12 protein-coding genes are annotated in these 14,137 nt (G+C 60.9%); 9 read left to right on the forward strand and 3 right to left on the reverse strand.

Annotation, left to right across the window (positions count from 1 at the left end; all coding sequences use genetic code 11):
* The first annotated feature begins 72 nt into the window (after positions 1 to 72).
* The 8 genes from AC13RE_RS23385 to AC13RE_RS23420 all read left to right on the forward strand — a co-directional run bounded on the left by AC13RE_RS23385 (position 73) and on the right by AC13RE_RS23420 (position 9,141).
* The gene (locus tag AC13RE_RS23385) at positions 73 to 1,065 is read left to right on the forward strand and encodes an MsnO8 family LLM class oxidoreductase (protein ID WP_488564706.1); all 993 of its coding nucleotides are present in this window, start codon (positions 73 to 75) and stop codon (positions 1,063 to 1,065) included.
* Positions 1,066 to 1,089: 24 nt separating this feature from the next.
* Positions 1,090 to 2,439: an LLM class flavin-dependent oxidoreductase gene (locus AC13RE_RS23390; protein WP_488564707.1), complete on the forward strand. Its 1,350-nt coding sequence runs from the start codon at positions 1,090 to 1,092 to the stop codon at positions 2,437 to 2,439.
* Between the two features lie 15 nt (positions 2,440 to 2,454).
* A complete protein-coding gene (locus tag AC13RE_RS23395; RefSeq protein WP_488564708.1) occupies positions 2,455 to 3,654 on the forward strand; it encodes a M20 aminoacylase family protein in 1,200 nt (399 codons plus the stop codon).
* Between the two features lie 8 nt (positions 3,655 to 3,662).
* The gene (locus AC13RE_RS23400; RefSeq protein ID WP_095437626.1) at positions 3,663 to 4,211 is read left to right on the forward strand and encodes a GNAT family N-acetyltransferase; all 549 of its coding nucleotides are present in this window, start codon (positions 3,663 to 3,665) and stop codon (positions 4,209 to 4,211) included.
* 40 nt (positions 4,212 to 4,251) lie between these two features.
* Complete coding sequence (locus AC13RE_RS23405) at positions 4,252 to 6,033, forward strand: amino acid ABC transporter permease/ATP-binding protein (RefSeq protein WP_488564709.1); 1,782 nt, start codon at positions 4,252 to 4,254, stop codon at positions 6,031 to 6,033.
* Between the two features lie 94 nt (positions 6,034 to 6,127).
* Complete coding sequence (locus tag AC13RE_RS23410) at positions 6,128 to 7,072, forward strand: ABC transporter substrate-binding protein (RefSeq protein WP_488564710.1); 945 nt, start codon at positions 6,128 to 6,130, stop codon at positions 7,070 to 7,072.
* Between the two features lie 89 nt (positions 7,073 to 7,161).
* Positions 7,162 to 8,088 (forward strand): ABC transporter substrate-binding protein, encoded by a 927-nt coding sequence (locus tag AC13RE_RS23415; protein ID WP_488564711.1) that lies wholly within the window; start codon positions 7,162 to 7,164, stop codon positions 8,086 to 8,088.
* A 12-nt stretch (positions 8,089 to 8,100) separates the two neighbouring features.
* Positions 8,101 to 9,141, forward strand: coding sequence for an LLM class flavin-dependent oxidoreductase (locus AC13RE_RS23420; protein ID WP_488564712.1), 1,041 nt, complete (start codon positions 8,101 to 8,103; stop codon positions 9,139 to 9,141).
* A gap of 70 nt (positions 9,142 to 9,211) precedes the next feature.
* Here AC13RE_RS23420 and AC13RE_RS23425 read toward each other — a convergent pair whose 3' ends face one another.
* Both AC13RE_RS23425 and AC13RE_RS23430 read right to left on the reverse strand, forming a co-directional pair.
* Complete coding sequence (locus AC13RE_RS23425) at positions 9,212 to 9,637, reverse strand: hypothetical protein (protein WP_488564713.1); 426 nt, start codon at positions 9,635 to 9,637, stop codon at positions 9,212 to 9,214.
* A gap of 10 nt (positions 9,638 to 9,647) precedes the next feature.
* The gene (locus AC13RE_RS23430; protein ID WP_488564714.1) at positions 9,648 to 10,838 is read right to left on the reverse strand and encodes an FAD-dependent oxidoreductase; all 1,191 of its coding nucleotides are present in this window, start codon (positions 10,836 to 10,838) and stop codon (positions 9,648 to 9,650) included.
* Positions 10,839 to 10,954: 116 nt separating this feature from the next.
* Here AC13RE_RS23430 and AC13RE_RS23435 point away from each other — a divergent pair, with 116 nt between their 5' ends.
* Positions 10,955 to 11,749, forward strand: a complete 795-nt coding sequence (locus AC13RE_RS23435) for an AraC family transcriptional regulator (RefSeq protein ID WP_488564715.1) — start codon at positions 10,955 to 10,957, stop codon at positions 11,747 to 11,749.
* A gap of 65 nt (positions 11,750 to 11,814) precedes the next feature.
* Here the strand turns inward: AC13RE_RS23435 and AC13RE_RS23440 are convergent, their stop codons facing one another.
* The gene (locus AC13RE_RS23440) at positions 11,815 to 14,121 is read right to left on the reverse strand and encodes a heavy metal translocating P-type ATPase (RefSeq protein WP_488564716.1); all 2,307 of its coding nucleotides are present in this window, start codon (positions 14,119 to 14,121) and stop codon (positions 11,815 to 11,817) included.
* Positions 14,122 to 14,137: the final 16 nt, after the last annotated feature.

The raw sequence follows: 14,137 nt of genomic DNA on the forward strand, positions 1-14,137 counted from the left end.
CTTAAAATCTATGTTTTTTATAGACTATAGCGCTCCATGGTCGACATTGAGCGAAAACATGGATGAAACGGCATGTCTTATCTCCTTAGTCTTCTCGACAAAAGTCCGATTGAACAGGGGCTCAGTGCCACCGATGCGCTTGGCGCAACGACGAGGCTCGCCGTTAGGGCCGAAGAACTTGGCTATCATCGCTTTTGGGTCGCCGAGCACCATAATATGGCGAACCTCGCAAGTTCGGCGCCGGAAGTCCTGATCGCTCATCTTCTTGCCCGGACTTCTAGGATCCGCGTCGGCTCCGGCGGAGTCATGCTGCAGCATTACAGCGCCTACAAGGTTGCCGAGACTTTCAATCTCCTGGCTTCGTTGGCGCCGGGGCGCGTGGACCTCGGTGTCGGCAAGGCGCCGGGTGGGTTTCCGCTCTCGACGCGGGCATTGCAGCGGGCCTTCGATTCCGAGAAGAAGCCTGACTTCGCCGAACAGCTTTCCGATATCAACACCTATCTCGCGGCCGACCCTCATTCCGATGGCGCGCTGGCGACGCCGTTTCCGCCACGCGCGCCGGAGCGCTTCCTTCTTGGCGCCAGCGTCGAGAGTGCGAAGCTTGCCGCGGAGAAGGGCTGGAGGTTGGTGTTTGCCGGCCATCTGAACGGCGATCCGGAAAATCTGCGCAATACCTTCGAAGCCTACGCAAATGCGACGGGCGGCAAGGTGCCGATCCTGGCGCTCGCAGCCTTGGCTGCCGAAAGCGAAGCCCATGCCCGTGAGCGCGTCGGCCAGCTGCGCATCGTCAAGCTCTTCCTGCCCAACGGCCAGAGCGTCAATGTCGGCACCCAGGAGCAGGCAGCGGAATTTGCGCGTCAGGCCGGCTTCTCGGAGTTCCGGACCGAAGAGAAGGCGCCGAGCGTGCTGCATGGCACGGCAGCGCAGATCCGCGACGAGCTTGACGCACTCCACCGCCGTTACGGCGTCGAGGAATTCGTGCTCGACACGCCGGCGCTGACCGCGGCCGAACGGCTCAACTCCATAGAATTGCTCGCCAAAGAACGCCTTTCCCTCGTTGCCTGAGCGGCCTGTCCCAGGAGGATCATCATGGCTCAAAAACACGTCACTTTCGGTATCATGCTGCAAGGCCCCGGCGGCCACATGAATGCCTGGAAGCATCCGAGCGTCCCGGCTGATGCCAGCACCAATCTCAACTTCTTCGTCAAGACGGCCCGCAAAGCTGAAGAGGCAGGGATTGCCTTCGCCTTTGTTGCCGATGGCCTCTATATTAACGAGCAATCGATCCCGCATTTCCTCAATCGCTTCGAGCCACTGACGATCCTTTCGGCGCTTGCCGCCTTCACGACGAAGCTCGGTCTGGTGGGTACGGTCTCCACCTCTTATAGCGATCCCTTCACCATCGCCCGCCAATTCGCCTCGCTCGATCTCATCAGCGGGGGCCGCGCCGGCTGGAACGCAGTAACCTCACCGCTCGAAGGCTCCGGCCGCAACTATAGCCGCGAGCATCCCGAGCATGAATTGCGCTACGAGATCGCTGACGAGTATCTCGATGCGATCAAGGGGCTCTGGGACTCCTGGGACGACGATGCCTTCGTGCGCGACCGTGAGAGCGGCGTTTATGCCGACAAATCCAAGCTGCATCGCCTGAACCATAAAGGTCGGTTTTTCCGCATCGAAGGCCCCCTCAATATCGGTCGCTCAAAGCAGGGCCAGCCGGTGGTCTTCCAGGCCGGCGCCTCTGATTCCGGCATCCGGCTGGCCGGCAAACATGCCGATGCCGTCTTCACCAATGGCGGACCGCTGGAAGACGCGAAGACCTTCTACAAGCAGGTCAAGCAATCCGCGATTGCCCATGGCCGCAGTGCCGCCGATGTCGGCATCTTCCCGGGCATCGGGCCGATCGTCGGCGCGACGCAGGAGGAGGCGGAAGCCAAGTATCAGGCGATCCGCAATCTCGTCACCATCGAGGAGGCGCTCGCCTATCTCGGTCGCTTCTTCGATCATCACGATTTCAGCGCCTATCCGCTGGACGAGCCGTTTCCCGACCTCGGAGATATCGGCCGCAACAACTTCCGCGCCACGACCGATCGCATCAAGAAGACGGCGCGGGAGAAGGGGCTCTCCTTGCGCGAGGTGGCGCTCGACGCGGCAACGCCGCGAACCTCCTTCATCGGCACGGCCGAGCACATTGCTAATGAGATCATCCGCTGGGTGGACGAAGAGGGCGCCGACGGCTTCATTCTCGGCTTCCCCGTCATCGGTGAAGGCTTCGACGATTTCTCCAGGTATGTCCTGCCGATCCTGACCGAGCGCGGCTATTTCGATCCCGCTTTGAAAGGCGAGACGCTCCGCGATTATCTGGGACTGCCATATCGGGAAAGCCGTTATGCCGCAGAGGCTGCCGACATCGAACCCGCAAAAGCCGTAGGCGCTTGAGCCAGGACGATGACCATGAACGCCATCATCAAGACCGCTTCGATTACCGATCCAATCGAGACAGGGATCGCCGCCTATCTCGATGAAATCATCGCGCTTAGGCACGACCTGCATCAATATCCCGAACTCGCCTTTCAGGAGCATCGCACTGCCAAGAAGGTAGCCTCGCTGCTTGCCGATTGGGGCTATGAAGTCGCGACCGGCATAGCCGGGACCGGCGTGGTCGCGACCCTAAGACGGGGCATTGGTAACCGCAGTATCGGCATCCGTGCCGACATGGATGCCTTGCCGATCGAGGAAGCGACCGGACTTGATTACGAGAGTGCCAATCCCGGCGTCATGCACGCCTGCGGCCACGATGGACATACGTCGATCTTGCTGGCTGCTGCCCGCTATCTTGCCGAAAGCGGCAATTTCAGCGGCACGCTGCGGCTAATTTTCCAGCCGGCTGAAGAAATCGGCGCGGGTGCGCGCAAGATGTTGTCGGAGGGACTTTTCGATCGCTTCCCGGTCGATGCGGTGTTCGGCCTGCACAATTGGCCGGGCGTCCCGTCGGGGCAGTTCGGCTTCGTTGCCGGGCCGGCGATGGCCTCAGTCGACAAGGCGGTCATCACGATCGTTGGAAAGGGCGGGCATGGTGCCGAGCCGCATCGTGCGGTCGACCCGGTGCTGGCTTCGGCCTCGTTCATCACCGCCCTGCAAAGCGTCGTCTCGCGCAATATCGATCCTCAGGAAATGGCGGTTGCAACGGTCGGTTCCATTCATGCCGGTTCGGCTTCGAACGTCATCCCGGAAAGCGTGGAGATGAAGCTGACCGTGCGCGCCTACAATGAGACTGTTCGGGCGAGATTGCAGGACCGAATTTCCGCCCTGGCACGCGCGCAGGCGGAAAGCTTTGGCGCCGCAGCGGAAGTCGATTACCGCCTCGGTTTTCCCGCCCTCGTCAATCATGCCGAGGAAACGGAATTCGCCCGCAATGTCGCCTTGCAGGCGCTTGGAGGCGCTGCCGTCGAGGCGGATTTCCGGCCGCGGACGGCAAGCGAAGACTTTGCCTTCCTGCTGCAGGCAAAGCCTGGGAGCTACTTCTTCGTCGGCAATGGCGACAGCGCGCCGCTGCACAGCGCCCGCTACGATTTCAACGACGCGATTATCGCGCCAGCGGCTCGCTACTGGGTGCGGCTCGCCGAAACTTTCCTCGCGAATGACAACGGGTGACGAACGACATGAGCGACACGTTTCTTTATACGACCACGCTGGACCCGCGCGCCAAGCCGCTGATCGACGAACTGATCCACGAATATGACAGTCGCTACGGCAACTATTTCAATGCTGAAGGGGCGGCTGCCGAACTCAATCGCTATCCGCCGGAGGCCTTCGCGCCGCCGCATGGCAATTTCCTGCTCCTGCTCCGAAACGGGGAGACGATCGGCGGCGGCGCTTTCAAGCACTATGACGACCAAACTGCTGAATTCAAACGGATTTGGACGCGGCACGATCTCCGTCGCCAGGGATTGGCGCGTAGGCTGCTGGTCGAACTGGAGGCCCAGGCGGCGCGGCAGGGCTATCGCCGCATCTACCTGACGACAGGCTTTCGCCAACCCGAGGCGGTCGGTCTTTATCTCAACAACGGCTACACAGCCCTGTTCGATACCTCCGTCGATCCGGAGATCTACAAGAGCCTGCCCTTCGAGAAAGATATCAGCCATTTGGCTCTGGCCTATATCGCCGAAACCTCGGGCTCGCAGCAGCGCTTGGCAGCCGCCGGCCGGTAATGCGTAGCGGATCAACGACAATCAAAAAGGGGTAAAGATCATGGCGCTGACGACCGATTTTGCAGGTGTCGATCGAGGCACTGGAGCCGCCGAGACGAAGACAGATTATTCGCGTTATCGCATCGTGCCGGCGAGGCACCCTGGACGAACCGCCGGCACGATCTTTGCCGCAGTCGTCATGGCGGTCGTCCTCTACTCCACCTTCACCAATCCGCGCTGGGGCTGGGGTGTCTTCGCCGAGTGGTTCTTTGCCGAGCCGGTCCTGGTTGGCCTTGGCAGGACGTTGCTTCTGACAGCGCTTGCGGCGGTCTCGGGCTCTATCCTCGGAACGGCATTGGCTCTGGCGCGCGTATCGAAGTCGGCCCTGCTTGCGAGCCTCTCCTGGGGCTATATCTGGCTGCTGCGTTCGATCCCAATGATTGTGCTGCTGCTGGTTCTCAACAATCTCGGCTATCTCTATGAAACCATTAGCATTGGAGTCCCGTTCAGCGACAAGGTTCTCTTCGATTATCCGACCACGCAGCTCCTGACACCGTTTGCCGCGGCCTTTCTCGGACTGACGCTGAACCAGTCGGCCTTCTTTGCCGAAATCGTGCGCGGCGGCATTCTGTCAGTCGACCAGGGTCAGCTGGAAGCGGCCGCGTCCCTCGGCCTCTCGCGCCGCCGTCAGGCGTTCCGCATCGTTCTGCCGCAGGCGATGCGCTCCATCCTGCCCACGGGCTTCAACGAGATCATCGGCCTCGCCAAGAGCACCTCCATGGTCTACGTGCTGGCCCTGCCGGAACTCTTCTACACGGTGCAGGTCATCTACCGCCGCAATCTGGAAGTCATTCCACTGCTGATGGTGGCAACCGTCTGGTATCTCGTCATCATGACCGTGCTATCGATTGCCCAGCACTATATCGAGCGCTATTTCTCCAAGGGTGCGGTGCGCAATCCGACGCCGTTGCCGTTCCAGGCATTCTTCAAACGCTTCCAGCGGCCGCTGCCCGCTACTGTAGACGGTAGTTCGGACACCAGGGCATTCGCCGCTTTTCGGAGCGTGACAGATCTTCGTGCCAGGGGCGGTGCCGTGCGCATCCATGGTATTTCGAAGAGCTTCGGCACGCTGAAAGTTCTCGACGATGTCGAGCTCAACCTGCCAGCCGGCAGCGTCACGGCCATTATCGGCCCGTCGGGCTCGGGGAAATCGACGCTGCTGCGCGCCATCAACCATCTTGAACGCGTCGACAGCGGCTTCATCTCCGTCGATGGCGAACTCGTCGGTTACACGCAGAAGGGCGAGGTGCTCTATGAGCTCAAGGAAAAGGACATTCTGAAGCGCCGGACCGACATCGGCATGGTCTTTCAGAACTTTAACTTGTTCCCGCATCTTACTGTTTTGGAAAATATTATCGAGGCGCCGATCCAGGTTCGTGGGGTGAGCCGCGACGAAGCGACCGCCTATGCGCAAGAGCTTCTCGCGCGCGTCGGCCTCAGCGATAAGATCGATGCCTATCCCCGCCAGCTTTCCGGCGGCCAGCAGCAGCGTGTTGCCATCGCCCGCGCGCTGGCACTCCGGCCGAAGGTCCTTCTTTTCGACGAGCCGACATCGGCGCTTGATCCTGAACTCGTGGGCGAAGTGCTCGATGTCATCAAGGAGCTTGCGCGCACCGGCACGACGCTCGTCATCGTCACCCACGAGATCGGCTTTGCCCGCGAGGTCGCCGACAGCATCGTTTTCATGGAGGGCGGCCACGTTATCGAAGCCGGCACGCCCACACAGATCCTCAACGATGCGAGACATCCGCGCACGCGCGCTTTCCTCGCCAAGGTTCTCTAGCAGTCGCAGGCAAGCATTCGACGCTCTGACGCAGCAGGCGTCCGGGCCATTATAGCTGTATCAACAACTTAAAATTGAAAAAGGAGAAAGGGAAATGACATTCATTGAGAGAGCAAGATATATCGTTGCCGGTGTTCTTACGGCGGTAGCGATGAGTGGGACGCCGACCATTGCGGCCGAAAAATTCAACCTGAGCCCGGATACATCCAATCGCATCCGTGCCGAGAAGGACGAGGCAGCGATCAAGGCGATTGCGCGGGGCTTCAAATTCGTCAATCCCGGCAAGTTCACGGTTGCGATCAACCCGTGGGACCCGCCGATCGCTACTTATGCGACCGACGCGAAAACGGTCGTCGGCACCGATCCCGATATCGCACAGTTGCTCGCCGACTCCCTCGGCTTGCAGCTCGAGCTGGTGCCGGTGGCCTGGGAGGACTGGCCGCTCGGCGTCTCCTCAGGAAAGTATGACGCTGTCATTTCCAATGTGACGGTCACGGAAGAGCGTAAGCTGAAGTTCGATTTCTCCACCTATCGCAGGGACGTGCTCGGCTTCTACGTGAAGGCTGACAGCAAGATCACCGCGATCAAGGAGCCGAAGGATGTCGCAGGCCTCAAGGTGATCACCGGCGCTGGCACCAATCAGGAGAAGATCATTCTCGAATGGGACCGCCAGAATGTGGCAGCCGGCCTGAAGCCTATCGAGGTTCAGTACTACGACGACCGTGCCGCCGCCGATCTTGCCTTGCAGTCCGGTCGTGCCGATGTCGAATTCAATCCGAATGCGACACAGGCCTATAAGGCCGCCATCAACGGCACGAGGAAGCTTGTCGGCACCGTCTCCGGCGGTTGGCCGCTGACGGCCGAAATCGCCGTGACGACGAAAAAGGGCGCCGGCCTTGCCGATGCCATCACCCTCGCACTCAACGATCTGATCAAGAACGGCAAATATGGCGAAGTGCTGAAGCGCTGGAGCCTGACTGCTGAAGCGGTCGATCAATCCAAGACCAACCCTGCGGGCCTGCCGAAGAGCGGTTCGTAATGTTGGTCGGGCGGACCGGCGTCAGTGGGGCTCACGTCGGTCCGCTCCCATCCATCGCAAATGGAGATACAGGTTCCGTGACTATCCATATGAACTTGAAAACTATACTGGCAGGTGCAGTGGTGCTTGCCTTGACCGGTTTCGCGCCGGCAAGGGCGGCCGAAAATTTCGATCTGAGCCCGGAACAGCCAGGACGTCTTCACGCGGCGAAAAACGAAGCGGCGATTGCCGCCATCCCGAAGGATTTCAAGTTCGTCACATCAGGCACCTTCACCGTGGCGGTCGCGCCCGGCGGTCCGCCGCTTGCGACCTATGCGACAGATGCCAAGACGGTGGTTGGCGCCGATCCCGATTATGCCTATGCGGTTGCCGATGCGCTTGGCCTGAAGCTCGAGCTTGTCCCGGTCGCGTGGATCGACTGGCCGCTCGGACTGACCTCGGGCAAATATGATGCCGTCATTTCCAATGTCGGCGTCACCGAGCAGCGCAAGGAGAAGTTCGATTTCTCCACCTATCGGCAAGGCCTGCACGGTTTCTTCGTCAAGAGCGACAGCAAGATAGGGTCTATCAAGGAGCCGAAGGACGCAGCCGGCCTGCGCATCATCGTCGGCGCCGGTACAAATCAGGAGCGCATCCTGCTGAAATGGAGCGATGAGGATGTCAAAGCCGGCCTGAAGCCGATCGAGCTGCAATATTACGACGACGAGGCGGCGAGCCTTCTGGCTCTGCGTTCTAACCGCGCCGATGTCATCGTGCAGCCGCACGCCCAGCTTGTCTACATCGCCGCTCGCGACAAGAACATCAAGCGCGTGGGCACGCTGAGTGCTGGTTGGCCGGATCGCTCGGATGTCGCGATCACCACGCGAAAGGGCAGCGGTCTCGCGGCGGCGCTCACCATCGCAACGAATGGGCTGATCAAGGATGGTACCTACGCCAAGATCCTCGACCATTGGCATCTTGCCGAGGAAGCCTTGCCGACGTCGGAAACCAATCCGCCAGGCCTGCCCAAATTTTGAGGAGACAGCCCCATGAGCCGCCAAGCCGCATCGATCAGCCATATCGGCTTTCTCACGCCTGGAAACTATCCGGATGAAGATCCGCTAGCCGGTCTGGAACAGACCCTGCAATTGCTCGAATACGGAGAGGAGAGGGGTTTCAACAGCGCCTGGGTTCGCCAGCGACACTTGGAGCCCGGCATTTCCTCGGCGAGTGCCTTTCTAGCGGCAGCGACCCAGCGCACGCGCCATATCGAGCTCGGCACCGCCGTCATTCCCATCGGCTATGAAAGCCCCTATCGGCTGGCCGAGGATCTGGCGACGGTGGATGTGCTCTCGCGCGGACGGTTGAATATCGGATTGAGCGCCGGCCGGCCGCTGCATGCGGATCTGATCGGGCCGCTTGCTTTCGATGGGGACTGGGAAAGCCACGATTTCTCTCATCAGCGGGTGCTGCGCTTTGCCGATAATCTGCGGGGCGCCTATCTCGGCAATCAGGATACGCTCATCAAGACGCCGTTCGGCCCACAGCGTCCGCGGCTTCAGCCCTATGCGAAGGGGCTGATCGATCGCATCTGGTATGGCGGCGGCTCGTTGCGATCTGCCGGATGGGCCGGACGCAACGGCTTCAATCTGCTGATCGGCAACGTCACCACGGGCGAGCAGACCGACGATTTCTTCGTTGCTCAATCGCGTCAGCTGGAAACCTATCGCGCCTCTGGCGGCGATACGAGGCGGGTGGCGCTCGGACGAGTCATCGTGCCCTTCGACAGCGCCGATGCGATTACCCGCAAACGCTACACCGACTATGCCGCCGGCCGCTATGAGCGCACGCTTTCACCCCAAGGCGAACGCCGCACGCTTTTCGCCCGCGATATCGTCGGCTCCTCGGATGAAATTCTTGAGCGCCTGCGCAAAGATCCGATCTTGCCTCATGTCAACGAATTCCGGCTGGAGCTGCCTTATGAGTTCCATGATGAGGAATATCGGCAGATCATCCACGACTTCGTAACGCTGATCGCTCCGGAGCTTGGCTGGAAGGAGACCATGTTTCTGCGCCGATCGGCTTCCTGAGCTGCGCTTAGCCAAGAAACCGGGCAGGTTGCAAGCTACCCGGTCCGCATCACGTCGCGTGAGGGGATGCTTAGCCGATCTGCGCGGCCGCGGCTTCATTGCCTTCAAGAATCCGCGCCGCAAGGCGAAGCGCATCCTCATGCGTCGCGACGAGATCCATTCTAGTGCCGAACGCCTTCGTCGCCAGCGCCATCTGCACCTGCATCGCTGCCCGCTTGATGGGGTTTGCCTCGATGCCGATCACTGCCCGGCAAATTGCCGCAAGCGCCGTTTTGTTCTTCTTCAGCCATATGCCGCGGGCCTTGCGATCTTCGTGATCCTCGGCTGCCTGATCGCCGTCCATGATGACCACGAAGGGCGTGGAGATGGCGAGGATAGCGTCCATCTCCCTTTCCCATTGTATGGAATAGCCTGGCTGCACGGACCCGGCCGATTGGCGCACGATTGGCCATAGGGTGACGTCGTGAAACGTGAAGGTGGTTGCATCGATTGTCATGCTGTTGTCCTTAAGCGATTTTGTCTGTCATTGCTGCGAACAGCATCGCCGCACCGCGTTCCGACGTATCAATGGCGCGGGCCGCGCGTTCGCGCATGTCGGCCTCGTAATCCAGCAAGGCCGTATAGGCCGTCTTCGCTTCCTTGCCGGATTTGGCCAGGATCTGTGCGAGCATGCGAGCATCCTCGAGCGCTGTATTAGCGCCGAGTCCACCGGCAGGGCTCATCGCGTGAATGGCGTCGCCGAGCAGCGTCACTGCACCGAATGGCCAGAGAACGTCCGGGCGTCCGCTTCTGACGGGGAGTGCCGCCACGGTTGTCGATTTGCTGTGGCTGATGATCTGTTTCAGTTCAGGATGCCAGCCGCGCATTGCTGTCCTCAGCAATACAGGCAGATCCTGCGTGTGATCGTAGGTCTCCAATCCAAGTTTTTGACGAGGGCCGATTAGCGCCCAATATAGATAGTCCGTCACCGGCGTCAGCCTGCAATCGGGTACGAGACTGACGGCGAGGTTCGGAAGATCGTTGCGGAAGCGCATGAGATCGAAGATCCCCGTGCACCCATCGGCAAAGACTACCGTCGTTCCATTCCCAAGCAGGTCGGCGGCATCGTTCAGCGGCATTTCGCTCCTGCCGTAGACACATATGGAACCTGTATCCGCCGGTTCGGCATAGGGTGCCAGGTGGCGGCGCACTTGCGAGTTCACGCCGTCGGCGCCGACCAACAGATTGCAGGAAACCGGGCCGGCACCGTCGAACTGCACCTCGACGCGACCGTCATCCATGCAACGATAATGGGTGAAGGCATGTCCGAAATGAACATGATCTTCGATCCCCGACAGCAGGATTTCGCGAAGCGTGAGGCGATTGACGCTCAGATCGCCGTCGTCTTCATCCTCGCCGGTATCCCAGCTCGCCGGCGTGCGCCCTGTGACGGGCAAAAGCTGAGGTGTCAGGAAGCAGGAGGATCGAGGACTTATCGAGGCAGTCGCCCGAAAGAGGTCAAACAGAGTGGCCGGCAGGCATGACGTCAGCGCTTGCTGTCCGTTTGCGTCGATACGGATGCGGTAGCCTTGCAAGCGGCTATCGGCGGCCGTATCGCGCTCATACACGTCAAAACGGATGCCGGCGCGCTTCAATCCCTGTGCAAGGCACAGGCCACCGAGGCCTGCGCCGATGATGACGACATGAAAGTCCTGCATGGTCTTCTATTCCACTCACTGGTCGATTTCGATCTTGCGAGAGAAAGATAGCGCAGCACCGCCAGAGCATGATAACGACATTCGGACTATGAATATTGCAAAACGGCCAAACCAAAATGGGCATCGAAGATATCGGCGAACGCGTCGACGGGCCGCCGCTCATCGCCTTCTGGGGCTCGGATGAACCCGGCAGCACCTTCCGTCTCGGCACTCAGGAATATGATTGGCACGCGCATAGCCGTGGGCAGCTTTTCTGCATTGAGAGCGGGCTCGTCCGTGTCGATACCCCCGGCGGTTCATGGTTGCTACCGCCGCAGCGTGCGGGCTGGATTCCGCCCGGCGTCATGCACAAGGCAGGGATCAACGGCGTGCCGAGCGGCTGGGGCATCCTGTTGACGCCAGGCGCCAGCGCCGGTTTGCCGGTGACGCCGTGTGTTCTGAGCGTCAGTGACGTGTTGCGAGCATTGGTGCGCCGGGCAACCACATGGCATTGGGAGGAAAAGCTGTCGGCGCAGCAGCGTCGCCTCGCAGCGGTTCTACTCGATGAGGTTCGGGCCGCACCGCGTGAAAGCCTGCATCTGCCGATGCCGACAGACCGGCGTGTTCTGCGCATCACGGACGCCGTACTGCAGGACCCTGCCAGCGAGGAGACGTTTCAGTCACTGGCGCAGCGGGCGGGCATATCTGAGCGTTCGGCCAGGCGGCTGTTTCATGCAGAAACGGGCATGTCTTTCGCAAATTGGCGCCAGCAGGCTCGGCTGTTGCTGGCACTGGAGCATCTGAGCGCGGGAGCACCGATCGCTGAGGTGGCGGACAGCTTGGGCTATGCGAGCGCGAGCAGCTTCATCGCCATGTTCCGGAAGGCATTCGGACTGTCGCCGCGCCGTTATCTGTCCGTCCGGAGGTCCTGATCCGGCGGCAATTTTGGAAGCAGAAAAGATAGGCGCCGACATGTTCATCGGCGCCAGTCGACGATTCAGGCTGCCACCCGGCGAGGCCGCAGCGCGAGCAAGCGTAGAGCATTCATGGTGACCAGTACGGTTGCCCCGGTATCGGCGAGGATCGCCGGCCAGAGCCCCGTAATGCCGGCGATCGTGGTCACCAGGAACACACCTTTCAGGCCGAGCGCGATGGTGATGTTTTGGCCGATATTGCTCATCGTCCGCTTGGAAAGATCGATCATCTCGATGACATCGCCGACGCGGCCGTGCAGCACGGCGGCATCTGCCGTCTCCAGCGCAACGTCGGTGCCTCCACCCATGGCAATTCCGATATCGGCGGCTGCCAGCGCTGGCGCATCGTTGATGCCGTCGCCGACTTTGGCGACGTGAAAGCCTTGCCGCTTCAGCTCGCCGACGATCCGCTGCTTGTCTTCGGGCAGCAATTGGGCGCGAACCTCTATGCCGAGCGTCTTGCCGATCGCCTGTGCCGTGCGCTGATTGTCGCCCGTCAGCATGATGGTCTTGATGCCCGCATCAGCAAGCGCTTTAAGACCAGCTGCCGTATCGGTGCGCGGTTCGTCGCGCATAGCGAGCAAGCCGGCGGCCGCACCTTTGGCAACCACGACGGAAACCGTTTTCCCTTCATCATTGAGCGCGGCGATCCGGGCCGATTGCTCCGAGGTCAATAATACGCGGTCGGTGGCTGCCTGCGGCGATCCGAGGAAAACGTCCACATCATCGACCGTGCCGCTGACGCCCTTTCCACCGATCGCTTTGGCATCGATGACCTGAGGGATATCAGTTCCGGCTTCAGCTGCGCGGTCGAGGATGGCACGGGCAAGGGGATGGCTGGAGCCGGTTTCGAGCGCGGCTGCCAGCCGCAACACGTCCGTTTCATTCATGCCGAGACCGACAATATCGGTGACCTTGGGCTTTCCTTCGGTCAAGGTGCCGGTCTTGTCGAAAGCAACAGCGGTGACCTTGCCGATATTTTCCAGCACGGCGCCACCCTTCAGCAGCAGGCCGCGGCGGGCGCCTGAAGACAGTGATGCCGCGATTGCCGCCGGAGTCGAGATGACCAGGGCGCATGGGCACCCGATCAGCAGGATCGCCAGACCCTTATAGACCCACTCGCTCCAACTGCCGCCCAGGAATAAAGGCGGGATGACGGCGACGAGTGCACCGACAACGACGACACCTGGCGTGTAATAACGCGAGAAGCGATCGATGAAACGCTCGGTCGGAGCCTTCGATTCCTGCGCCTCTTCGACCAGCTTGACGACGCGGGCGATGGTATTGTCCGATGCTGCCGCCGTTACCCGAACACGCAACGCGGCGTCACCATTGACCGTGCCGGCAAAGACGTTTGCATCCACGCCCTTGCGCACCGGCGTGCTTTCGCCTGTCACCGGCGCCTCGTCGATGGCGCTTTCGCCGGAGAGAATCACGCCGTCGGCCGGAACGCGGTCGCCGGGGCGCACCAGGATGATGGCGCCGACAGCGAGGCTTTCAGCCTGCACTTCGCGGGTCTTGCCATTCTCCTCGATGAGCGCGGTCTTGGGCACCAGATCCGTGAGGGACTGGATGCTGGCGCGCGCCTTGCCGGCCGCAACGCCTTCCAGCAGTTCGCCGATCAGGAAAAGGAAAACGACGGCAGCAGCTTCTTCGCCGGCACCGATGATAACGGCGCCGATGGCCGCGATCGTCATCAGCATCTCGATCGAGAACGGCGTTCCCATCCTTGCAGCCATGAGGGCGCGCCGGGCGATAGGTACCAAGCCGACAAGCATGGCCGCGCTGAAGATCCAGACGTCCAATGCCGGAACCAGCTTGCCGATACCCCAGGCGGCGGCGAGCGCCACGCCGCTTGCGATCGTCAGGCGGCCTTTGGCGGATTTCCACCATGGCCCGCTGGTCGGTCCATGATCGTGACCGTGGAGGCCGGCAACCGAGGCATCGCGCTCGTTCGAAGCGTGGTTGTGACCGGAATGATCATGCTCGTGATCGTGCCCCGCATGACCATGGTCGCGGCCATCGGACTCGTGCGTATGATGGTCGTGCCCGCAACCGCAGGCGTGATCGTCATGATTGGCTTTTTCTGTCGGAACGCTGCTTTGCGGCAGCGGAAAAACCTTGTAGCCCAGTCCCGTAACCCGCTTGGTTATGTTGGGTAACAGGTCCGGGGCGCTCTGATGCTTGATCGTCATCGTGCCTGCGGTGACCGAGACGGAAACATCCTCGACACCCTGCAGCCGGCGAACGGCCGTGTCGATTTTCGCGGCGCAGGAGGCGCAATCCATGCCCTCTACGCGATAGCGGCTCTGTTGTGTTGGCGACGTCATGTTTCGGTTCCAGATT

It is taken from the genome of Martinezella sp. CNPSo 3959 (assembly GCF_057784355.1).